General features: G+C 65.0%; 19 protein-coding genes and 1 pseudogene. 7 read left to right on the forward strand and 13 right to left on the reverse strand.

Annotated features, from left to right (window positions below):
- Window positions 1-52 precede the first annotated feature (52 nt).
- On the forward strand, window positions 53-646 hold the full coding sequence (locus tag RBH26_RS01205; protein ID WP_306756019.1) for a HalX domain-containing protein: 594 nt from the start codon (window positions 53-55) through the stop codon (window positions 644-646).
- A gap of 46 nt (window positions 647-692) precedes the next feature.
- Here RBH26_RS01205 and RBH26_RS01210 read toward each other — a convergent pair whose 3' ends face one another.
- Entirely contained in the window at window positions 693-2,567 is a 1,875-nt protein-coding gene (locus RBH26_RS01210; RefSeq protein WP_306756020.1) for a PAS domain-containing protein, read from the reverse strand.
- Window positions 2,568-2,831: 264 nt separating this feature from the next.
- On the opposite strand from RBH26_RS01210, the gene RBH26_RS01215 reads away from it, so the two are divergent.
- Window positions 2,832-4,283, forward strand: coding sequence for an amidase (locus RBH26_RS01215; protein ID WP_306756021.1), 1,452 nt, complete (start codon window positions 2,832-2,834; stop codon window positions 4,281-4,283).
- Window positions 4,284-4,307: 24 nt separating this feature from the next.
- Here the strand turns inward: RBH26_RS01215 and RBH26_RS01220 are convergent.
- The 5 genes and pseudogenes from RBH26_RS01220 to RBH26_RS01240 all read right to left on the reverse strand — a co-directional run bounded on the left by RBH26_RS01220 (window position 4,308) and on the right by RBH26_RS01240 (window position 8,674).
- Window positions 4,308-5,509, reverse strand: a pseudogene (locus tag RBH26_RS01220) (GNAT family N-acetyltransferase).
- Window positions 5,510-5,563: 54 nt separating this feature from the next.
- On the reverse strand, window positions 5,564-5,944 hold the full coding sequence (locus RBH26_RS01225; RefSeq protein ID WP_306756022.1) for a PaaI family thioesterase: 381 nt from the start codon (window positions 5,942-5,944) through the stop codon (window positions 5,564-5,566).
- A gap of 99 nt (window positions 5,945-6,043) precedes the next feature.
- The gene (locus tag RBH26_RS01230; protein ID WP_306756024.1) at window positions 6,044-7,204 is read right to left on the reverse strand and encodes an aminotransferase class I/II-fold pyridoxal phosphate-dependent enzyme; all 1,161 of its coding nucleotides are present in this window, start codon (window positions 7,202-7,204) and stop codon (window positions 6,044-6,046) included.
- A 2-nt stretch (window positions 7,205-7,206) separates the two neighbouring features.
- Window positions 7,207-7,692: an Lrp/AsnC family transcriptional regulator gene (locus RBH26_RS01235; protein ID WP_306756026.1), complete on the reverse strand. Its 486-nt coding sequence runs from the start codon at window positions 7,690-7,692 to the stop codon at window positions 7,207-7,209.
- A 328-nt stretch (window positions 7,693-8,020) separates the two neighbouring features.
- A complete protein-coding gene (locus RBH26_RS01240) occupies window positions 8,021-8,674 on the reverse strand; it encodes a hypothetical protein (protein WP_306756027.1) in 654 nt (217 codons plus the stop codon).
- A gap of 203 nt (window positions 8,675-8,877) precedes the next feature.
- Between RBH26_RS01240 and RBH26_RS01245 the strand changes: the two genes are divergently transcribed.
- Entirely contained in the window at window positions 8,878-9,447 is a 570-nt protein-coding gene (locus tag RBH26_RS01245; RefSeq protein WP_306756028.1) for a thioredoxin family protein, read from the forward strand.
- A 241-nt stretch (window positions 9,448-9,688) separates the two neighbouring features.
- Here RBH26_RS01245 and RBH26_RS01250 read toward each other — a convergent pair whose 3' ends face one another.
- Window positions 9,689-10,897, reverse strand: a complete 1,209-nt coding sequence (locus RBH26_RS01250) for a GNAT family N-acetyltransferase (RefSeq protein WP_306756030.1) — start codon at window positions 10,895-10,897, stop codon at window positions 9,689-9,691.
- Window positions 10,898-11,032: 135 nt separating this feature from the next.
- Here RBH26_RS01250 and RBH26_RS01255 point away from each other — a divergent pair, with 135 nt between their 5' ends.
- Entirely contained in the window at window positions 11,033-12,205 is a 1,173-nt protein-coding gene (locus tag RBH26_RS01255) for a mechanosensitive ion channel family protein (protein ID WP_306756031.1), read from the forward strand.
- 57 nt (window positions 12,206-12,262) lie between these two features.
- Here the strand turns inward: RBH26_RS01255 and RBH26_RS01260 are convergent, their stop codons facing one another.
- Window positions 12,263-12,694 (reverse strand): PKD domain-containing protein, encoded by a 432-nt coding sequence (locus tag RBH26_RS01260; protein ID WP_306756033.1) that lies wholly within the window; start codon window positions 12,692-12,694, stop codon window positions 12,263-12,265.
- Between the two features lie 131 nt (window positions 12,695-12,825).
- On the opposite strand from RBH26_RS01260, the gene RBH26_RS01265 reads away from it, so the two are divergent.
- Window positions 12,826-13,674 (forward strand): BtpA/SgcQ family protein, encoded by an 849-nt coding sequence (locus tag RBH26_RS01265; protein ID WP_306756034.1) that lies wholly within the window; start codon window positions 12,826-12,828, stop codon window positions 13,672-13,674.
- Window positions 13,675-13,748: 74 nt separating this feature from the next.
- Here the strand turns inward: RBH26_RS01265 and RBH26_RS01270 are convergent, their stop codons facing one another.
- Entirely contained in the window at window positions 13,749-14,996 is a 1,248-nt protein-coding gene (locus RBH26_RS01270) for a tripartite tricarboxylate transporter permease (protein ID WP_306756035.1), read from the reverse strand.
- A 57-nt stretch (window positions 14,997-15,053) separates the two neighbouring features.
- Complete coding sequence (gene kdgK1, locus RBH26_RS01275) at window positions 15,054-16,007, reverse strand: bifunctional 2-dehydro-3-deoxygluconokinase/2-dehydro-3-deoxygalactonokinase (protein WP_306756037.1); 954 nt, start codon at window positions 16,005-16,007, stop codon at window positions 15,054-15,056.
- Between the two features lie 219 nt (window positions 16,008-16,226).
- Between kdgK1 and gap the strand changes: the two genes are divergently transcribed.
- A complete protein-coding gene (gap, locus tag RBH26_RS01280; RefSeq protein ID WP_306756038.1) occupies window positions 16,227-17,300 on the forward strand; it encodes a type I glyceraldehyde-3-phosphate dehydrogenase in 1,074 nt (357 codons plus the stop codon).
- A gap of 57 nt (window positions 17,301-17,357) precedes the next feature.
- Window positions 17,358-18,569: a phosphoglycerate kinase gene (locus RBH26_RS01285; protein WP_306756039.1), complete on the forward strand. Its 1,212-nt coding sequence runs from the start codon at window positions 17,358-17,360 to the stop codon at window positions 18,567-18,569.
- Window positions 18,570-18,854: 285 nt separating this feature from the next.
- On the opposite strand, the gene rpl12p is transcribed toward RBH26_RS01285, so the two are convergent.
- The 3 genes from rpl12p to RBH26_RS01300 are packed head-to-tail and all read right to left on the reverse strand — an operon-like array spanning window position 18,855 to window position 20,898.
- On the reverse strand, window positions 18,855-19,202 hold the full coding sequence (gene rpl12p, locus RBH26_RS01290; protein WP_306756040.1) for a 50S ribosomal protein P1: 348 nt from the start codon (window positions 19,200-19,202) through the stop codon (window positions 18,855-18,857).
- A gap of 21 nt (window positions 19,203-19,223) precedes the next feature.
- Window positions 19,224-20,264, reverse strand: a complete 1,041-nt coding sequence (locus RBH26_RS01295; RefSeq protein ID WP_306756041.1) for a 50S ribosomal protein L10 — start codon at window positions 20,262-20,264, stop codon at window positions 19,224-19,226.
- A 1-nt stretch (window position 20,265) separates the two neighbouring features.
- A complete protein-coding gene (locus RBH26_RS01300; protein WP_306756044.1) occupies window positions 20,266-20,898 on the reverse strand; it encodes a 50S ribosomal protein L1 in 633 nt (210 codons plus the stop codon).
- Window positions 20,899-20,926: the final 28 nt, after the last annotated feature.

Genomic DNA, 20,926 nt, shown 5'->3' on the forward strand with positions numbered 1-20,926 from the left:
ACCCAGAATACGAGTCTTTCGACGAACCGAAACTTCGGGTGCACACCGTTCGATGGCTACTGACACGTCGTCCGTACTGATCGTCGAAGACGAGCCGGAGCTGGCAGACCTGTATGCCTCTTGGCTCGAGGACGCCTACGCCGTCGAGACGGCCGTCGACGGCGTAGGCGCCCTCGAGACGATCGACGACACCGTCGATGTCGTGCTCCTCGATCGACGGATGCCGGAGCTGTCCGGCGAGACGATTCTCGGGGCGATCCGGGATCGGGGCGTCGACTGTCGAGTCGCGATGGTGACGGCGGTCGAACCCGACTTCGATATCGCCGAGTTAGGGATCGACGACTACCTCGTCAAGCCGATCTCGAAAGCCGAGTTGTCGGAACTCGTCGAGCAGTTGCTGTTGCGCTCGAGTTACGACGAGCAGCTCCGGGAGTTCTTCTCGCTCGCCTCGAAAAAGGCCGTGTTAGACGCCGAAAAGTCCGAAGCCGAACGCAAGTCGAGCGAAGAGTACGCCCGACTACAGGATCGACTGGCGGTGCTTCGGGCCCGGGCCGACGAGACGATGTCGACACTGCTCGAACAGGACGGCTATCGGCGGCTCTGTCAAGACCTCGAGCGCGAACCGGGCGACCGGGGCGAGAAGTAACAGCACCACGGCCGCCACGCCTACCCACCCTTCCCACGTCTCGTTCTCATCCCGATCGCTCGAGGGTCGTCACGTCCCGTATCTCGAGTCGCGTCCCGCCGTGGTCGCCGTTGTCGACGGACAGCCGCCAGCCGTGGGCTTCGGCGATGGCTCTGACGAGTGCGAGTCCCAGTCCGTCGGTGGTGAGATCGTCCGGATCGGCCGTTGGATCGAGGACCCGCTCGTGGGCCGCCGGCGGGATCTCGGCGGCGTCGTCGAGCAAGAAAAACCCCCGCGCCCCCTCTCGATCGTCGAGCCCGACGAGTCCGACCTGAATCGTCACCGTTCCGTCGGCGCGGGCCGCAGCATCGTCGAACGCCGTCTCGAGGAGGTGGACGAACCGGTCGGTGTCGGCCCGCAACGTCGCGTCCGTCTCGACGACGATACAGTCGCCGTCGAGCCGTGACCGTTCGCGGGCGTCGTCGATCGCGTCGGCGAGGTCGAGACGACTGCGCGGGCCGACCGTCGAGGCGTTCCGGGCGAACTCCCGAACGTCGTCGACGAGGCGCTCGGCCCGGTCTAACGTCTCGTCGACGGAATCCTCCTCGAGGGGAAACTCCCACTCGTCGACGGCGGCATCACCATCCCCCTCGAGGGCGTTTGCGACGTCAGAGAGCTGTGCCTTCAGATCGTTCGAGAGGACCTCCGCGACAGCCTCGAGGCGTTCAGTCTGGCGCTCGAGTTCGGCGGTCCGGTCCCGAAGGACTTGCTCGCGGTCGGCCCGATCCAGCGCCGCGCGGGTGTTCTCGACGAGCATCGAGACGAGTTCGACGTCGGTCTCGTCGAACTGATGGGGCTCGAGCGAGCCGGTCATAAGGATCCCGTGGGTGCCGATCGGCGCGATGATCTCCGAACGAATCGGCGTCGCCTGGTTGTAGATCCCATCGACGGTCTGCAAATCGTCGAACCGCTCGATCTCGCCGGATTCGAAGACGTCCCAGACCAGTCCCTCGCCGGGGTTGAATCGGGGGAGACCACCGAACTCGTCGTAGGCGCCAGCGGTTCCGGCGACGGGCTCGAGATACCCTCGTTCGTCATCGAGCAGCCAGACGCCGCTGATCGGAAGCTCGAGCAGGTCACCGCCGGCGTGGACCGCGATCGCACAGATCTCCTCCGGATCGTCCGACTCGAGGAGCCAGCGCGTGATCTCGTGTAACGACGTAACGACGCGTTCGTACTCGTGGCGGTCGGTTACATCCCGGATCACGCCGGCGACGGTCGCGACGTCGTCTTCGATCGGGACGAAGCGGAACTCGCCGATTCGGTCGGTCCCGTCGGCGTCGGTAAAGGACGCCTCGAGCGTGCGTTCGGCCGCCGAGCCGACGTCGACGTCGGTGATCGCCCGCCCGATCTCAACGGCGTCTGCGTCAGCGATACCGGCCCGTTCGATGAGCGCCTCGACGTGTTCGCCGGCGAGTGCCGTCCGGTCGACCCCGAGTGCCGTTTCGGCCGCGTCGTTGAGCGAGACGATCTCACGATTTCGGTCGAGGGTGACGACCGCGTCGTAGATCGCCTCGACGACGGCCGCATGCTGGGCGAGCGTCGTCTCCTGGGCCTTCTTCTCGGTGACGTCGCGCATGTACACCGAGAGCCCGTCCTCCGATGGGTAGGCCCGCGCCTCGAACCAGGTCTCGAGATGAGCGTGATAGATCTCGAAGGAGACGGGGACCTGTTCGTCCATCGCCCGATGGAACCCGTCGGGGAACTGAGTCTCGACTGTCTGTGGGAATTCGTCCCACATAACGCGGCCGATCAGCTCCTCGCGGGAGCGTTTCAACAGCGTCTCGGCGCGCTCGTTGAGGTAGGTAAACCGAAAGTCCGTATCGAGCGCGAAGAACGCGTCGGTGACCCGGTCGACGATCGGGACCGATCGCAGCGTCACGGCTCGTCGCCTCCGTCACCGTCCCGTGGCGATACCCTCGTCGTCGCCGCCTCGAGCCACTCGGCTCGTCCCGTCGCTTCGATCATCGACAGCCAGTTAGTGCCCCTTTTGTGGAGAGAGTATTTCAGTGGCGTGACTGCGTGTTCGGCTGCGACAGCGGGACCTGCGTCCGGATCCTGCGCTCGAGTCGCGCTCGACGGTACCGACGAGAACGTCACCGAAGCCGTCGGTGACTTTATCCCGTCAGGACTGGTCACGAATCCTATGGGAATGGATGTCACTGCCTCGGCACGGGAGCGTGTAGCGGCGATCCAAAACGGCGCTGCGTCCTCGGCGAGCGCCGTCGGTGCCGCCCTCGAGCGGATCGACGCCATCGAAGATCTGAACGCCTTCGTGACGGTTCTCGAAGACGCCGCACGCGATCGCGCTCGCGACGCCGACGCCGCGGCCGACGACGGCGAGGATCGCGGGCCGCTTCACGGCGTGCCGGTCGCGGTCAAGGACCTCCGGGATCGCAAGGTCGGCGTCCGGAACACGCTCGGACTCGCGGCGCTGTCGGACAACGTCGCCGAGACCAATTCGATCGCGGTCGAGCGTCTCGAGGCGGCCGGCGCGGTAATCGTCGGGACGACGAACACGCCCGCACTCGCCCACACGATCAAGACGGACAACCGACTCGTCGGCGCGACGGCCACGCCGTTCGACCACGAACGGTCGGCCGGCGGCTCGTCCGGCGGCTCCGCGGCGGCGGTCGCTGCAGGTTGTGTCCCCATCGCAACGGGATCGGACATCGGCGGCTCGCTCCGAGTGCCGGCCGCCTGTTGTAACGTCGTCGGGCTCAAACCCTCCCACGGACGCGTCCCGTCGAACTCCCGGCTCGACGCGTTCGACACCCACTCGCCGTTTATGGTCGGCGGGCCGATCGCACGTACCGTCGAGGACACCGCACTCGCCCTCGAGGTGCTTTCCGGGCCGGATCACCGCGACCCGTTTAGCGTGCCAGCAGGCGACGACGACTTCCTCAAGGCGATAGATCGGCCGGCAACCGAGCTGTCGATCGCGTACAGCCCCGACCTCGACCTTCAGCCCGTCGACCCGGTCGTCCGTGAGACCGTCGGCGACGCCGTCGCCGACCTCGAGGCGACGGGCGTGACGGTCCGGGACGCCGACGTCTCACTGCCCGATTCCGGGACGCTCCGGCAGGCCTACTACGCACAGGTCGGCGCCTACTTCGCCTCGGTTGCAGAACGCGTCGAGGACCGCTACGGGATCGACTTCGAGACGGCCGACGTCGAGGAGACGCTTCGCTCGACGATCGCGCTGGGTCGAACCCTCGACTCGCTCGAGGAGCGACGGGCCAACGGACCGCGAACCGAGGCGTATCACGCGATCGAAGCGGCGATGGGCGACGCCGACGCACTCGTTACGCCGACGCTTACCGTCCCACCGTACGGCAAACACCTCAGCGATCGGTATCCGACGGAGATCGACGGTCACGACGTCGACGGGATCCCGACCGACGCGATGCTCACCTGGGTGTTCAACCTGACCGGCCACCCGGTCGCGTCGGTGCCGGCCGGGCTCACCGACGACGGGCTCCCGGTCGGCCTCCAGGTCGTCGGTCGCCGGTACGCCGAATCGGACGTCCTGGCCGTCGCTGCGGCACTCGAGCGCGCACGGCCCTGGAGCCGACACTACCGCGACATCGACGGCTGAACTCGAGCGGCGATCGGCGGACCGTCAGAAGAACTCACCGAGGTAGACGTCGGTCTTCGGGAACAGCGTCGCGAGCGTCTCGACGACGTCCGATCCGGCCGCCTCGAGTGACCCAGTTCGCTCGAGGGCGGCCGCCGAGCGAGCGCGGCGATATCCATCGACGCGTCGGCCTCGTCCGGAGCGGTGGCGGTCGATCGCTCGCAATCGCCACGCCCCGCCGAGACGGTAAGCTGGAACGAGCCGTCGTTCCAGTCGGCCAGCGGATCCTCGACGGCGATCGTCAGCGACGCTTCACAGTCCGGATACGACAGCGCCGAGAGCGTTTCGGCGACGTCGACGAGCCGGACCATCGGCCCGTTCGAGACTGTGGTGTCGATCTCGTCGGGATCGCGTGTGATTTCTCGCAGCGGGAGGGAGTCAGGAACCCGGAGCCTCACTCGCTGTACCTGTGATTCGTGGCGATAGCAGAACGCGAACAGCGCCAGAAGTGTATCGTAATCGACGCAGACGAGTTCGGAGACGGCCATCGTCCGGGCGCTCTCTTCGTCGTCGATCGTGTAGACGAGATACCCACTCACGTCGCCGTCGCGTTCGTAGGCGTAGACGAACGGGTCGCGATCATGACCGCCGAACACCCGGTGGTGCCACCACGCGGCGTCGCGTTCGAGCGCAAGTCCATACCGCCGGCGGTGGCTCTCGTAGGCCGCCTCGAGGCGCTCGTAGTCGTCGGCCTCGAGACGCCGGAAGCGTCCGGTATCGTCCTGTTCTGTGGCCGCAAACGCCAGGGTCGCGGGCTCGCACTCGTGGGTGACGATCCGGTTTGCGGTGTCCCAACCGTACTGACGATAGAAGCGGTAGCGAAACGGCCACAGCACCGAGAACCGGACGTCGCGGTCGCGGTACTCGGCGAGCGAGCGGGCGAGTAACTCGCGGACGTATCCTCGACGGCGGTACTCGGGCGGCGTCGCGACCGACGCCAGGCCGGCCGTCCGGTGGGTATCGCCGCGGACGCGCGACTCGAGCCAGTAGTGGCGACAGATCGAGCGCGGTTCGGCGTCGTCGGTCGCGTCGCTCGGATAGACGGCGCGACGGGCTCCCAGCATGTCCCGCGGTGTCTCGTGTTCGTCGGGGTCGTACGTCGGTACGCCTTCCTCGGGCCGGAACGCGTAGCTGCGGTACTCGTGGAAGACGCCCCGTTCGTCTGGAAGGGGGCGATAGTCGACCATACGGACGAGAGCGACAGCGATCGAGAAAACAGTTCGTGCTGTCCGACAGTATGATCAAGGCGTGAAAATCGAGAACGAGCCGGTCGCTCGAGCGACCGACTCGTCATCTTGACGGAGGTCGGACTCGAGGTAGGCGATCGATTTCCCTCTCGACTCGAGGATCGTCTCACAGGTCACGTCACCGTCGTGGACCGGCTGCAAGTAGTTGATCTTGAGTTCGATCGTCGCACACACCTCGTCCTCGCCGAGTTCGGGACTGAGCGCGGCTCCCATCCCCGTGTCGGCCATCGTGTAGAGGACGGCGCCGTGGAGCATGCCGTGTGGGTTCTTCAGATCGTCGGTCACCGTCAGCGTCCCGCGGCTATAGCCCGGTTCGACCTCAGTGATCGTCAGTCCGACGCGTTCGGAAAAGACCTGGGGGAACTCGGTCGTCATACCCGTCCCCAACTCTGTCACGCATATTGAAACCTCCCTCGAGCGCGGTCGAGGGAGCCCACGTCCGAATCGGGTTCCGACCGGTATCGGCCGGCGTCGTTACGTGTGCTCCTCGACGAACGCCTCGATCCGTGCGAGTGCTTCCCGGAGGTCCTCGAGACCCGTCGCATAGGAGATCCGCAGGTGGCCGTTACCGCCGGCGCCGAAGACGTCGCCGGGGACGACCGCGACACCCTGTTCGCGCAGCACTTCCTCGGCGAACTCTTCGGCGGTAAAGCCCTCGGGTACCTCGGGGAAACAGTAGAACGCACCCTTGGCCTCGAAGACGTCCATCCCGATCTCTCTGAACCGCGAGAGGACGAACCGGCGGCGCCGGTCGTACTGACTCACCATCTCCCGGACGTCGCCGTCACAGGAGTCGAGCGCCTCGAGGGCGGCGTGTTGGGCCGTCGTCGGCGCCGAGAGCATCGTGTACTGGTGGATCTTGTTCATCGCGGCGATGGCGTCTGCGGGACCGAGCGCGTACCCCAGTCGCAGGCCGGTCATCGCGTGAGCCTTCGAGAAGCCGTTGAAGACGATGGTACGTTCGCGCATTCCCGGCAGCGTCGCGATCGAGACGTGTTCGTTCCCATCGTAGGTGAGTTCGGCGTAGATCTCGTCCGAGAGGACCGTCAGGTCGTGTTCGCGGACGAACTCCGCGACCGGCTCGAGATCCGCTTCCGTCATGATCGCCCCCGTGGGGTTGTTCGGGTAACAGAGCACGAGGGTGTCGGCCTCGTCGGCGCCGGCCGCCTCGAGGGCCTCGACGGTGAGTCGGAAGTCGTCTTCCTCCGTCGTCGGGACGGGCAACACGTCGCCGCCGGCGAAGACGACGCCCGGTTCGTAGGAGATGTACGACGGCTGTGCGATGGCAACCGTATCGCCAGGATCGACGAACGCGCGGAAGGCCAGATCGACTGCTTCGCTGGCCCCGGCGGTGACGATGATCTCCTCGTCGGGGTCGTAGCCCAGTTCGAATCGGTCGGCGACGTAGTCCGAGATGGCCTCCCGGAGTTCGCGTTTGCCCCGGTTTGCCGTATACGACGTCTTGCCCTGCTCTAGAGAGGTGATCGCGGCGTCGCGAGCCGCCCACGGCGTCGCGAAGTCGGGTTCGCCGACGCCAAGCGAGATGACGTCGTCACGCTCCTCGGCGATTTCGAAGAACCGTCGAATGCCCGACGGTGGCACGGTTTGGACGCGATCGGAGAGTTCGAATCTCATGATTACGGTGAGAACGAGAGCCGTTCGTCGTCTTCGCCGTCACCGAGTTCGATCCCGTTTTCCTTGTAGGAGGTCATCACGTAGTGAGTGACCGTCTGGGTGATCTCGGGAACGGGCGCGACCTTCTCGCTGATAAACTGCGAGACCTCGCGGATGGAGTCGCCCTCGACTTCCATGTGGAAGTCGTAGTCGCCACTGACCAGCCGCAACGCCGTGACCTGTGGGAACCGGGCGAGGCGCTCGGCGATATCGTCGTAGCCCGTCTCCCGATCGAGGCGGACGTTCAACTCGACCTCGGCGCGGACGCGTTCCTGTTCCAGTTTATCCCAGTCGACGACCGCCTGGTACCCCCGGACCACGCCTGCTGCCTCGAGTTCCTCGATTACTGCCTCGACCTCGGTTTCCTCGAGGTCGGTCATTCGCGCGATATCGGCCGTCGAATACCGCGCGTTCTCACGAAGCAACTCGAGCACCTCGCGTTCGCTCATACAAACGGAAAGCGCGACCGTGAGTAAAGTTCTAACGTTGTTCGTCCGTCATACGATCACGTACCACCGCGATCACGTCAATGGAGCGACGACTCACACCGCGGACAGATCCGCGACTGCATCGGGACCTGAGACCGGCAGTCGGGGCACGTGATATCCTCCTCGAGCTGGAAGCGGTGTGCTCGGTTCATCACAGTCGGTGCTACCACTCCCGACTACCTAAGCTCTCTCGAGGATGCGCCTGACTGTTCGCACGCAGTGTCGTTTCGGTCCACGGACCGGTGTTCGAGCGAACGGACGGTCCTCCAGTACCGTGTATGACCCCCGGTCAGCGATAGTTCTTGAACAGCAGCGCCCGAACGTCGTCTTTGGTCTGGACCTCCTCGGTCGTTCCGTCGGGGAGGTCGACGCTGTACCGGTAGTCAGAACTCGAAGACTCCTCCCATTTGTCGTCGTGAGTCTCGAGCAGGCTCATCATCTCGTTTAGCATGTCGTCGTCGTCGGCCGCGCCGTCGCCGTCGCTCTCGTCTCCGTCGGCGCCGTCCACGTCGTTTTCGTCGTCCTCGATTCCGTCTCCATCGATCGGTTCGTCGGTCACGTCAGGCGTGTCGGCCTCGCTCGCGGGGCCGACGTCGGGGCCCGTTTCACTACCGACGGTGAGGCCGTCCTCGCTGGCGTCGAGAGCCGACCGATCGTCTTCGTCGTTCTCGTCTTCGACGTAGGAGACTTCCTCGAGGTCAGCCGGCGACGAGTCGCCGTCGATCGCAGCGTCGACGGAGGTCGCGACGTCGTCGGTCGCCGAGGCGTCGGCCACGTCGAGCTCAACGTCGACCTCGGGATTGCCCTCGAGATTGTCGATCAGAAACTGGATCGCGTCCTGCTCGCGGACGAAACCGTACTTGCCGACGACCCGTTCGGAGATCTCCGCGCGGAGTTGCTGGATGGCCGCGTACTGTTCGTCGGTGACCTCGAGCGTTTGCATACCCCATCGATGTCGCGGCGGGTACAAATATCTGGGCAGTGTTTACTCTCTTTTTCGAATTCGTCCTGGAGATATAAGATCCCAAAGCGAGTGGTATACTGTCGACAGAACGATTCGACGAGCGGTCGCAAAAGGGCGGTATACACACCGAACGAACCGGACCGAACACGAAGCTTAAGGCCGATTACGGAAAACCGACGACCATGACTCTGGAAGAGTCCGAATCCGAACTCGAGGCCGGCGACCCAGCTCCCGACTTCGAACTCGAGGGGACAGACGGCGACACCTACACGCTCGAGTCGTTTACCGACAACGAGGCACTGCTGGTCGTTTTCACGTGTAATCACTGTCCGTACGCCGAAGCGAAGTTCGACCTGTTGAACGATATCGCTGCCGAGTACGACGACGTCGCGGTCGTCGGCATCAACTCCAACGACGCCGAGGAGTATCCCGAAGACTCCATGGAGAAGATGCGCGAGTACGTCGACGACGGCCGAATCCAGTACGACGCCTACCTCCGAGACAAAAGTCAGGACGTCGCCGAGACCTACGGCGCAGTCTGTACGCCCGACCCGTTCCTGTTTCGCTGGTCCGACGACGATGGCGAGTTCCAACTGGCCTACCACGGTCGTCTCGACGACGCGTTAAATCCCGAGGACGAACCGACGCGATTCCACATCCGAGAGGCGATCGACGCGATTCTGGCCGGCGAATCGGTCGACCTCGAGTGGCAGCCCTCCCAGGGGTGTTCGATCAAGTGGAGTAACGAGTAGCGCGTTTTGCGTGTGCCGCACGCTCGATTCAGACGGACTACTGTACGTCGGTACCGGCGCAACCGTGACCCGGGCTGCGGTTGCGCCGGGAAATCGGTACAGCAATCCGTATCAGACGGTCTGTACCGACGCCCTCGCGAACCGACGGGTCACTGACTGCTGTCCGGCAGTATACCTGTGGAGTCGCCGGAACTGACGGCCAGTGGTCAGTGGTCCATCTCACGAGATCCGGCCGGCAGGCTCACGCTACCCAGAACAGCACCGACAGCGCAGCCGGAACGGCGACTAGTACCCAGGCGAGGCGGTTCCAGTCGTACACAACGCGTCCGTTGTACACGTCGAACGGCCAGACGACCGCGAGAATCTCGAGAACGACGTAGACGATCGCGACGGTAGTCACGGTCCGTTCGATCCGATCGGAGAGGTCGACGAACGGAACCGTGCCGTAAGCGACGATCGTTCCGAAGAGGCCGACAAACGCTAGCGCCGAGACGAAACTCGCAGGTCCGAGTCGGTCGAGTTTGTGACGATAGGTCCACTCCCGGCTTGCGGGCTCGAGACCGCCGGGCATCGGGAGATATCCACCCAGCGCCGCGATAGCGAGTCCGAACGGGTAGCTGTTTTCCCAGCTCCGGTACCGCCACGGCCCGTCGTCGACCGCCGTCGCAATCTGCCGGGGCAGGTGCCTGACCGCGAGAAAACCGACGGCGACGAGTGCGATGGCGCCTGCGTGTGCAGCCGCCGTCCCGACGCCGGACGACGCCGCGACGACGACCCACAGCAAGACGACGTTCGCGATGACCGCCTCGAGGAGCCGCCCCGCAGAACGCCATCGGCGGCTCGGCGACTCGGCGGCGGTCACAGTCTCCGCGGCGTGGGACGATCCGGTCGCTGCCGTCGCCTCCTTTCCGTTCGCTATCGTCGGCTCGACGCTGCCGTTTTCTGCCCCGTCCTCGTCGGTAGTCAGCGTTCGGGCCCACAGGTGATGGCCTGGTGCGATGTAGTAATGGAGCCACCACCACAGCGACACCGTCCCTCCGAGACCGTAGGAGTCGACGGTTTCGCGGGTCGAGATCGGTGTGAACCCCCTGGTCGCGAACAGCTTGCTCGAGCTCGTGTTCTTCCATTCGACGATCGCCAGCACGCGCTCACAGCCGCGGTCGTCGAAGTACTCGATCGCCGACTCGAGTAGCCGTTGGCCCACTCCCGCTCCCCGGACGCTGTCGGCCGTGAATATCCACTGCACCAGGCCGACGCGGGATTCCGGACGGGGCTCCCGAATCTTCAGTACCGCACCGCCGACGATTCCACCCTCGCGTCTGGCAACCAGCGTGTGTTCCGTCGTCGAGACCAACCGTCCCTGGAGGGTCGGAAACGCCTCACGGCCGAGTCGTTCGACGGCCGCACGCGTCTCGAGGTCGTCGGGCGACACGCGGGATACGGCGACCATGCGCGAACGTGTTGACCATACAATATAAATGTGGGCGCTCGAGAAGCAAACAGCTCTACGGCGAGAGCTCGTCCCGACGGGTTGCGACTGCCGGGGTCGTTCTCAACCGGAGTGGATTAGTATGCCCACCGCCGAATGGTTGGTCCGACTTCGATCCTCCCCTCGCATGCTGCGACGTTGCGACCAGCACCGATCCCGCGGCTCCAAGAAACGTATCTCTCCACGGTCGGTGCACAGATACTCGCGACGCTCCTGCTCGTAGCCCTCGTCCTCTTCGGTCTCTGGACCGCTTCTCGACTCCGGGACAGCCTCGAGCGACACTACGGAACGCAGATCGCCGAAGCCGGCTCCGTCGTGCTCCTCGGTAGTCTCGTCGTGGTCGGCGTCTACCTCTTCGTCGTGATCTGGCAGGTCACCTACATCCTCGAGTACACGCTACGGACGATGGCGATCGATCGATGGCTGGCCGCCCAACAGCTCGTAACCGGAGCCATCGCAGTGACAGCCTACCTCTCGATCAGATTCGTCAACCGCTCGATCGACAAACTCGCCCAGACGGACGCGCTGACGAAACACCAGAGCGAGGTCGCGTACCACGTCTCGGACGTCGCGATCGTCGGCGTTGCTGCGACGATGATCCTGACACTGTGGGGAATCGATCTCACGAACATCTTCATCGGTGCCGGCGCGATCACCGCACTCGTCGGGTTGACTGCTCGCGAGACGCTGGCAGCGATGCTTGCCGGGTTCGTGTTGCTGTTCGCTCGTCCGTTTCACGTCGGCGACTGGATCGAGGTCAACGAGACGACCGGAATCGTCACCGACGTCACCATCTTCAGTACCAAGATCCAGACGTTCGACGACAGACACGTACTGGTTCCTAACGACGAGGTGACCGACAGCCAGCTTACGAACTACTCACAGAACGAGCAGTTGCGTGTCGATCTGGAGGTCGGAATCGACTACGACACGGATCCAGAGCACGCTCGATCGGTCATCACCGACGCCGTCGCCGACCTCGAGTCGGTCAAGAACAATCCGACACCACAGGTGATCGCGCGGGGGTTCGACGACTCGTCGATCCTACTCGAGTGTCGGGTCTGGATCGCGAAGCCGACGATGCGGCGGAAACTCCACACTCGGACCGCGATGATCGAAGCGATCGTCAGTGCCTTCGACAGCGAGGGACTCGAGATTCCGTACCCACAACGCGTCCACGACACGCGCGACGATGGCTTTCCGATCGATGGACCTCGCAACGTCGACGGCCAGTTCCCGACGCTCGAGGACGAAGACGGACTGCTGTAACCATTGACCCGTCTGTAGGTGTCGGGATCCGGGTCTGGGTCTGGCGGACCGTATCGATCACTCGACGACGAGATGGCCGATCTGGTCGGACGAGTGGAGGGTACAGACGTAGTTTGCCATCTCGGGATCGGCCGTAAACTCGAGCGTGTCGCCCTCGCCGTCGGCACCGACCTCGTCGGTGATCAGGTCGTCGACGATCTCGCCGTCGTCGTCCCAGATCGCGAGATCGTGCATCATGTCGCCGCTGTTGATCCACTCCATCGTGTACGATTCCCCCGCCTCGAGAACGAGCGTCGGATTCCGGACGTCCGCGATGGGGTCTGGTTCGATCCCCACCCAGTGGGAGACGTACCCCTCGAGGACGATCTCGTCCTCGGGGGCGATCTCGTACGTTTCGTCGTCGTCGCTTCCGAGACAGCCAGCGACGGCGATCGCGATCGCGGAGCCACCGGCGGCGTTCAACAGGGCCCGTCGCGTGTGTTCGACCATCGTTGTCGGCCACTCGGTTCGCCCGAACGCTAAAAGAGACGCCGATTCCCACGTCGTGGGGAGGAATCCGGCCGACGTAACCGAGCGACGAACGCGCAGTACCTACCCGTGTCGGCGTCGACGACACGCCTATGAACACGCCAACACCGATTCTGGATCGAGTCGACGCTTCCCGTCCGCTGTTGGGAATGGTACATCTCCCACCGTTGCCCGGGGCACCGGGGTACGACGGCGATCGCGATAACGTCCGCGCCCGCGCACTCGAGGACGCCCGCCGACTCGTGGCCGGCGGCATCGACGGCCTCGTCGTAGAGAACTTCGGGGACGCGCCGTTTCACCCTGATTCGGTCCCCAAACACGTCGTCGCTGAGCTGACCGCGATCGCGACGGCAGTGACCGAGGACGTCGACGTCCCCGTCGGAATCAACGTGCTCAGAAACGATGCCGAAGCCGCGCTGTCGATCGCCGCGGCCGCCGGCGCCGACTTCGTCCGGGTCAACGTCCACGTCGGCACCGCGGCGACCGACCAGGGACTGCTCGAGGGACGGGCCCACGAGACGCTACGATTGCGCGATCGGATCGACGCCGACGTGGCCATCCTCGCGGACGTCCACGTCAAACACGCCACACCCATCGGCGACGCCGACATCGAACGGGCCGCACTCGAGACGGTCGAACGCGGCCGGGCCGACGGCGTCATCGTCTCCGGTCCGGGAACCGGCGCCGTGACCCCACTCGAGGACGTCGAACGGGTCGTCGAGGCGCTCGCAAGCCGAGACACGGACGACGCTCGGACGCCGGTCTTCGTCGGTAGCGGCGTCACGAGCGAGACGATCGATGACTGTTTCTCGGCCGGCGCCGACGGCGTCATCGTCGGGACGGCGCTCAAAGACGGCGGCGAAACGACGAACCCGGTCTCGCGCGACCGCGTCGAAGAACTCGTCTCGGCCGCTCGAGACGGGAAGCGAGACGAGCCCTGATTCCTGCGGTTCGTCGCCACCGGCGACGGTCGTCCAGATGCGATCGAGCGGTCATTGACTGTTTGCCGACACCATCAGAACCCGATCAGTATCGGCCCGATCAACACGCCCATCAGGTGGACGCGACGGGCCCGAAACCGGACCGGAACCATACCGATCGCCGCCGCCACGGCGAAGACGACGATTCCGACGGGCCCCGTAAAGAGATACGAGAGTACCAGCAGGAGTGTGAGGACGGCGACCGATATCTTCCAGTACGCCAGCCGGCCGACGAGATCGAGGTAGGCGTCCCCGACGACGATGACGACGACGAACCCGAACACGCCGGCGAGGACGACTCCCGCGAGCAGGATCGGTATCTCGAGCGGCGCGCCGACGGTCTCGAAGGCGACCATCACGCCGGTTCGGGGTTGTCCGATCGCGACCAGGGCAAACAACGCGAAGATGGTGTTTGCCGTGTCGACGCCGCTCGTCGCGACGACGTAGCCGCGGTCGCCCGACTGGCCGGGGACGAACACCAGTACCGCGACGGCGGCAATAGCCGCCGAAATGCCCGGGATGTAGCCGACGACCGCACCCGCGACGGCGCCGGCGAGTGCCGTCGTCCCGACCAGCGGCCGGGACATCGTGACAGCGGTGTCGTCCTGTGGTGGTACCCCGCTTCCCCGAATTGCGTCGATCAACACCGGCGCGCCGAAAAGCCCGGCGAACAATGGGGCGAGCATGCCACCGGCCTCGAGCGGCGCGTCCGGCGAGAGATCGAGCGTCAGGACACCGAGAACGGCGGCGAGGACGAACGAACAGATGGCGCCGACGCGGGCCCGCCACGTATACTCCGAAGCGACCAGCGCGACGACGACCGCCGCCAACACGAGCGCGAGGTTGTCCCTGATCGTCGGATACGCCGCGGTCACACCCCACGTGATCGGCAGCGCCAGCGGAATCGCCGCCAGTACCGCAAGCAAGCTCCCCAGCGCCGACAGGCGAAGCGCCTCGTACCCCCGTCCCTCGAGGACCAACCGGTGGGCCGGCAAGGCGGTGACGGCCATCTCCGCGTCGGGAACCCCAAGCGCCATCGCGGGGACGACGTTGACGAACGTGTGGACGACGCCGGCGGCGAGCATCGCACAGCCGACGAACAGCGGCGGTCCGGGAACCGACGGCGCGACCCCGGCGAGGAGAAGCGCGAAGTTGTTCGCGTGAAGCCCCGGGACGAGTCCACTACAGCAGCCGAGGACCGCACCCGCCGCGATCCACGCGAGCAATCGCAGCGACAGCGACGGGTCGGCGGCGAACTCGACGACCGCGGGTGTGACCTCCATCGCTCATCCTGGCCGCGGCTTGACGGTTAAACTCGAGGACGGAAGCGGGCTCGACGATCAGCGGGAGATCGTCTCGTGTTCGCCCTCTACGACGCGGTCGACCTCCTCGCGGTCGACGAGCGCGACGTCGCCGGGGATCGTTCGTTTGAGTGCGGCGACGGCCGCCCCGTACTCGAGTGCCGTACCGACATCGGAGCCGGACAGTCGACTCGCGACGAAGCCGCCGACGAAGGCGTCTCCGGTGCCGACTGGAGCGACCGTCTCCGTCTCGAACGCCGGCCGGTCGACGGTCGTCCCCTCGTGGTATGCCGTCGCGCCGTCCGCACCGCGGGTGATCACCACCGTGTCGAACCCCCACCGGTCGGCCAGCGCCGTCGCGACGTCGTCGGCCGTGCCCGCTTCCCCCAGGACGGTGTGGGCGTCACGGACTGGCGTGACGAGTACGTCGATCGACGGGAAGTACGTCTCGAGCGTTTCGCGAGCCGTCTCCGGCTCCCACAGCTTGCTTCGGTAGTTTACGTCGAGGGCGGTTCGGACGTCTGCCTCCTGTGCGACCTCGAAGAGGTCACCGACCGTCTCCTCGAGCGTCGACGACAGCGCGGGCGTGATCCCGCTGGTGAGAAACAGCTCCGCATCCCGGATCGTCTCCGTCGCGAGTTCGTCGGCGGTCGCCGACGTCACCGCGGCGTCGGCACGATCGTAGACGACGTCGGTCTCCCGCGGCGCGCCGGCGAGCTCGAGGTAGTAGGTACCCTGTCGTCCCGAGTCGGACCAGACGACGTCGACGTCGAGACCGTATCGGTTGAGGTCGGCGACCACACGACGGCCAAGCGGGGAATCGGGGAGTTTCGAGAGCCACGTCGCGTCCGCACCCAGACGAGTCGCGGCGACCGCGACGTTGCTTTCGGCGCCGCCGGGATGGACCGCGAGCGACGTCGCGGTCTCGAGGCGTTCGTGGCGAGGCGGCGATAGCCGAAGCATCGTCTCACCGAACGTGACGAGGCCGGTCATAGCCAACCCGTCCACGACGGCCGGCATAATGCAACGGGGTCTCATACGGACTGCTGTAACTATTTACCGCCGATCGCCGACCCCGTCCTGGCGATCGGCGGTAATCGACTACAGTAGACCGTATCAGGCGGTGTATTGGACATGCAGTCTGAAAGTGTGGTTTTATTCAGTGTTGTTCCGGGGCAAACAAATTTAATGCCGGAGGTGGGCCGATCAACTATGAGAGACAGACTACGCGGTGACGGCGCGGGCACGGACGAGACGATCCGAATCGGCCTCAACGGCTTCGGACGGGTCGGCCGGTGTCTCCTCCGTGCGTCGCTTACGTACGATACCGTCGAGATCGTCGCCATCAACGACGTGATGGACGACGACGATATGGAGTATCTGCTCCGGTACGACTCGGTTCACGGCCGGCTCAGCGGCGTCTCTCGCGAGGGCTCGACCCTCTATGTCGGCGGTGACGAGATCCAACTCTACTCCGAGCCCGAACCCTCGGAGTTGCCGTGGGACGAGCTCGACGTCGACGTCGCCTTCGAGGCGACGGGGCTGTTCCGGACACGCGAGGAGGCCGCCCAGCACCTCGAGGCCGGTGCCGACAAGGTCGTCATCTCGGCCCCACCGAAAGGCGAAGAGTCGGTGCCGATGTTCGTCTACGGCGTCAACCACGAGGAGTACGACGGCGCGGACGTCGTTTCGAACGCCTCCTGTACGACCAACTCCGTCGCACCGGTCTTGCAGGTCCTCGAGTCGGAGTTCGGCATCGTCTCCGGCCTGCTCATGACCGTCCACGCGTACACCGGCAGTCAGGGACTGGTCGACGGACCACTCGATAAACGCCGGCGTGGCCGTGCAGCCGCCGAGAACATCGTGCCGACGACGACGGGTGCCGCGGGTGCGACCACCGAGATCCTCCCTGCTCTCGAGGGGAAACTCGACGGAATGGCGATGCGCGTCCCGGTGCCAAACGGCTCGATCACCGACCTCACCGTCAACGTCGAGGCCGACGTCACGAAAGCAGAAGTAGAAGACGCCCTCCGGGCCGCGGCCGACGACGGCCTCGCCGGGGTCCTCGGCTACACGGACGACGAGATCGTCTCCCGGGACATCGTCGGACTGCCGTTTGCATCGTACGTCGACCTCGAGTCCATGATGGTCGTCGCGAACGACCTCGTCAAAGTCCTCGCCTGGTACGACAACGAGTACGGCTTCTCGGTCCAGATGCTCGAACTCGCACAGTACGTCGCGGGTGAATCCGAGACGATCGACACCGACAGGGCGGTCGTGCGTTGACGCCGCCCGTTTCAGTAGCCAGGCGACTGCAACACCGGTATCTACATCCATTCCACTATGACCACGTTTCGAACCATCGACGACATCGACGCGACACAGCAGTTACTGGTCCGTATCGACGTCAACGCGCCCGTCGAGAACGGAGTCGTACAGGACAGCCGTCGGTTCGACCGCCACGCCGAGACGATCTCGGAACTGCTCGCGGACGACCACGCGGTCGCCTTACTCGCCCACCAGGGGCGGCCGGGTCGGGAAACGTTCGTCTCGCTCGAGGACCACGCCGAGATCCTCGCCGAGTATCTCGGTGACGAGGTCGAGTTCGTCGCCGATACCTGCGGCGAGGACGCGCTCGCAGCGATCGACGACCTCGAGTCCGGTTCGGTACTGCTGCTCGAGAACGTCCGGATGTGCGAGGGAGAGCTGCCCGAAGCACCCCCGGCAGTCAAAGCCGAGACGGACCTCGTCAGGACTCTCGCTCCCGAGTTCGACGCGTACGTCGGCGACGCGTACTCGACGGCCCACCGTTCGCACGCTTCGATCGTCGGCTTTCCGTACGTAATGGACGCCTACGCGGGTCGCGTGATGGTCGAGGAGTATACGGCGAACTCGGCCGTCCAGGAGCGGACGTTCGACGGCACCGTCACGATGGTTCTCGGCGGCACGAAAGCCGAAGATTCAATCCCGGTGATCGAACGGGTCGACGACACCGTCGACCAGTTCTGTCTCGGCGGCGTCGTCGGCGAACTCTTCTTGCGGGCCGACGGCCACGACGTCGGCTACGACGTCGAGGGAACGTCGCTTTTCGACCACCAGTGGGACGACCACCGGGAGACGCTCGACCGCGTCCTCGAGACCTACGGCGATCAGCTCCACCTCCCGACCGATCTCGCCTACGAGGACGGCGACGGCGAGCGCGCAGAGACAGCCGTCGAGGACGTCACGAAAGAGACGTCCTTCCTTGACGTCGGCTCCGAGACGGCCACGCGTTACGCCGACCTCGTCTCCGAGTCCGAGGCCGTCTTCGTCAAGGGCGCACTCGGCGTCTTCGAGGACGACCGGTTTGCCGACGGCACTCTCGAGGTCCTCTCGACGATCGCCGACACCGACTGTTTCTCGGTCGTCGGCGGCGGCGACACCGCTCGTGTGGTCGAACTGTACGACGTCGACGAGGACGACTTCTCGCGTGTCTCGATCGCCGGCGGAGCGTACGTCCGAGCACTCACCGGCCGGCCGCTCGTCGGAATCGACGTCCTCGAGCGAGACGAGTAATACCGCTATCGACGTTTTCGAGGGTGGATACAGACGAACGACTGTCATACTGTCAGACAGCAGTCAGTGAGCCGTCGGTCGCGAACGCGCGGCCGTCACCGTCGGGACGGCCGCAGTCGCGCGACCGATCGTCGAATCGTGCTGTCCAACGGTATCAGTACCGGCACACCCGCGACTCGGGCTGTGATCGCGCCGGTATATTGGTACAGCAATCCGTATCAGCCGACGCTGTTGGAGCGTGGCGTCGAATAAAAAATCGAGATCGCCGAATCGTCGACTCGCGACTTAGCCGAAGAGCTCGCCGAGGCCCTCGCCGCCGGCGTCTTCGTCTTCGTCGTCGTCCTCGTCTTCGTCCGTCGTGTCCGGGACGTCGCTGGTCTCTTCGGCTTCGTCCTCGTCGCCTGCGGCCTCACTGGCAGCGGCGCCGCCAGCGGCGGCTCCGGCTGCGGCGGGTGCAGCGGCGGCTTCTTCGACGGCCTCGTCGATGTCGACGTCCTCGAGTGCGGCGACGAGCGCCTTGACACGGGACTCTTCGACGTCGACGCCAGCAGCGTCGAGCACGTCGGTGAGGTTGTCTTCGTTGATCTCTTCGTCCGTCTCGTTCAGGATGAGTGCAGCGTAAACGTATTCCATTGTAAGTTCCTCCAGTAGTGGTTATCCGAACATTTCGCCGAGCCCTTCCGCGCCGTCACCGTCGTCGTCGTCATCGTCGTCGGTGTCGTCGTCCGCTTCGGCCTCGGCGTCAGTGTCTTCGTCTGCCGATTCGTCTTCGCCCTCGTCGTCAGCCACCGGCTGAGCGGCGACCTCGACGTCCTGCAGTTCCTCGGGCAGGGCCTCCTCGTCGTCGATCTGGGCCGCAAGTGCACGCAGCTGTGCGTCGGCCTTGCTGACGAGGTCGGGCATGAGCTCTTCGTCCTCGACTGCGGCCTGCAGGCCGAGGCTCTTGGCCTCGCCCGTGGCCTTGGCGATGAGCGTCGGGGCCGTCGTCGCGGTCGGGAAGCTCGCGTTGACCGAGAGGTTCCGAGCGCGGGCGGCGGCCGTCGACACGTCGCTCTGGTAGGCCTCGATGTCGATGTCGAGGTCTTCGGGACTGAACAGGACGCCGTCTGCGACGGCGGCCCGGAGGTCGAGCCCGACTTCCTTGGGCTCGATCCCCAGCTCGTTGAGGACGTTCGCCAGATCAGCAGTGACTTCCTCGCCGGCCTCTAAGACCGTCGAGTCTTCCATGACCTGGATCGAACCGTCCTCGATCCGTGCGTTGGCACCGATACTCTGGAGTTCGCCGACGAACGGACCCGGATCGACACCGGTGTCACCCTCGGGGATGACGATGTCGTTCGGGGCGACTTCGCCCTCGTTGATCGGTGCGGGCGTCTTCGATGCCTCGAGCTCTTTGTACAGCGAGAACGGGTTCTCGTTCGTGCCGATGATCCCGACCTGGCCCTCGACGTTTTCGACGAGGTCACCGAGGCCGGTCTCCTCGAGTGCACGGACCTGCAGGGTGTTGCGGCTGACGCGCAACTCGGCGGTGCCGTGAAGGTCACGGCGCATGTCCTGGAGCTGCTTGCTCGGAATGCCGGCGATGCCGACGATGCCGACGCTCTCGTAGCTCTCGATGAGCTCTTCGAGCTCGGCGACTTCCTCTTTCTTCCACTGGGGAAGGTTTTCGGTCTTGCGTTCAGCCTGTGCGCTCATATTAGGCCACCTCCACGGACGGCCCCATCGTCGTCTTTACGTAGACGGCGTCGATGTTCTGGGGCCCCTTCTCGAGGTCCGCGTGCAGGCGTCGCAGGATGACGTCGATGTTGTCGGCGATGTCTTCGGCATCCATGTCTTCGGCGCCGACGAGCGTGTGGAACGTTCGTCGGTCACCGGAGCGAATCTGCACGGTGTTCTTGAGCCGGTTGACGGTCTCGACGACGTCGTCGTCGGGCGCAAGCGGGTCCGGCATCTTCCCCCGGGGACCGAGGATGGTACCCAGGTGCCGGGCGATATCTTGCATCATCGCCTCTTCGGCGATGAAGAAGTCCGTCTCGTCGGCCATATCCTTGGCCTCGTCATCGTCCAGATCGGCCACGTCGTCCTCCGAGAGTACCTCGTCCGCGGCCTCTTCGGCGCGGACGGCGGTTTCTCCCTCGGCAATGACGACGATACGCGTCTCCTGGCCGGTTCCGGACGGCAAGACGACGGACTCGTCAACACGGTTCGACGGTTCGTTCAGGTCTAAGTCGCGCAGATTAATCGCGAGGTCGACCGTCTCGGTGAAGTTCCGATCGGGTGCGTCCTCGAGTGCGCGAGCGACTGCTGTTTCGATATCCGAATCTGCCATCGTTCACCTCCGTAGTACGCAGGACTGC

The organism is Natronolimnohabitans sp. A-GB9 (genome assembly GCF_030848565.1).
Classification (GTDB): Archaea; Halobacteriota; Halobacteria; order Halobacteriales; family Natrialbaceae; genus Natronolimnohabitans.

What these genes read in the sequence shown, in the direction of transcription:
- RBH26_RS01250 (WP_306756030.1), bottom strand. Translation starts at nt 10,897, where the DNA reads ATGGTCGCCGTATCCCGCGTGTCGCCCGACGACCTCGAGACGCGTGCG.
- RBH26_RS01230 (WP_306756024.1), bottom strand. Translation starts at nt 7,204, where the DNA reads ATGAGATTCGAACTCTCCGATCGCGTCCAAACCGTGCCACCGTCGGGC.
- RBH26_RS01295 (WP_306756041.1), bottom strand. Translation starts at nt 20,264, where the DNA reads ATGAGCGCACAGGCTGAACGCAAGACCGAAAACCTTCCCCAGTGGAAG.
- RBH26_RS01240 (WP_306756027.1), bottom strand. Translation starts at nt 8,674, where the DNA reads ATGCAAACGCTCGAGGTCACCGACGAACAGTACGCGGCCATCCAGCAA.
- RBH26_RS01245 (WP_306756028.1), top strand. Translation starts at nt 8,878, where the DNA reads ATGACTCTGGAAGAGTCCGAATCCGAACTCGAGGCCGGCGACCCAGCT.
- RBH26_RS01260 (WP_306756033.1), bottom strand. Translation starts at nt 12,694, where the DNA reads ATGGTCGAACACACGCGACGGGCCCTGTTGAACGCCGCCGGTGGCTCC.
- RBH26_RS01265 (WP_306756034.1), top strand. Translation starts at nt 12,826, where the DNA reads ATGAACACGCCAACACCGATTCTGGATCGAGTCGACGCTTCCCGTCCG.
- RBH26_RS01235 (WP_306756026.1), bottom strand. Translation starts at nt 7,692, where the DNA reads ATGAGCGAACGCGAGGTGCTCGAGTTGCTTCGTGAGAACGCGCGGTAT.
- kdgK1 (WP_306756037.1), bottom strand. Translation starts at nt 16,007, where the DNA reads ATGACCGGCCTCGTCACGTTCGGTGAGACGATGCTTCGGCTATCGCCG.
- RBH26_RS01225 (WP_306756022.1), bottom strand. Translation starts at nt 5,944, where the DNA reads ATGACGACCGAGTTCCCCCAGGTCTTTTCCGAACGCGTCGGACTGACG.
- gap (WP_306756038.1), top strand. Translation starts at nt 16,227, where the DNA reads ATGAGAGACAGACTACGCGGTGACGGCGCGGGCACGGACGAGACGATC.
- rpl12p (WP_306756040.1), bottom strand. Translation starts at nt 19,202, where the DNA reads ATGGAATACGTTTACGCTGCACTCATCCTGAACGAGACGGACGAAGAG.
- RBH26_RS01285 (WP_306756039.1), top strand. Translation starts at nt 17,358, where the DNA reads ATGACCACGTTTCGAACCATCGACGACATCGACGCGACACAGCAGTTA.
- RBH26_RS01205 (WP_306756019.1), top strand. Translation starts at nt 53, where the DNA reads ATGGCTACTGACACGTCGTCCGTACTGATCGTCGAAGACGAGCCGGAG.
- RBH26_RS01255 (WP_306756031.1), top strand. Translation starts at nt 11,033, where the DNA reads ATGGTTGGTCCGACTTCGATCCTCCCCTCGCATGCTGCGACGTTGCGA.
- RBH26_RS01270 (WP_306756035.1), bottom strand. Translation starts at nt 14,996, where the DNA reads ATGGAGGTCACACCCGCGGTCGTCGAGTTCGCCGCCGACCCGTCGCTG.
- RBH26_RS01215 (WP_306756021.1), top strand. Translation starts at nt 2,832, where the DNA reads ATGGGAATGGATGTCACTGCCTCGGCACGGGAGCGTGTAGCGGCGATC.
- RBH26_RS01300 (WP_306756044.1), bottom strand. Translation starts at nt 20,898, where the DNA reads ATGGCAGATTCGGATATCGAAACAGCAGTCGCTCGCGCACTCGAGGAC.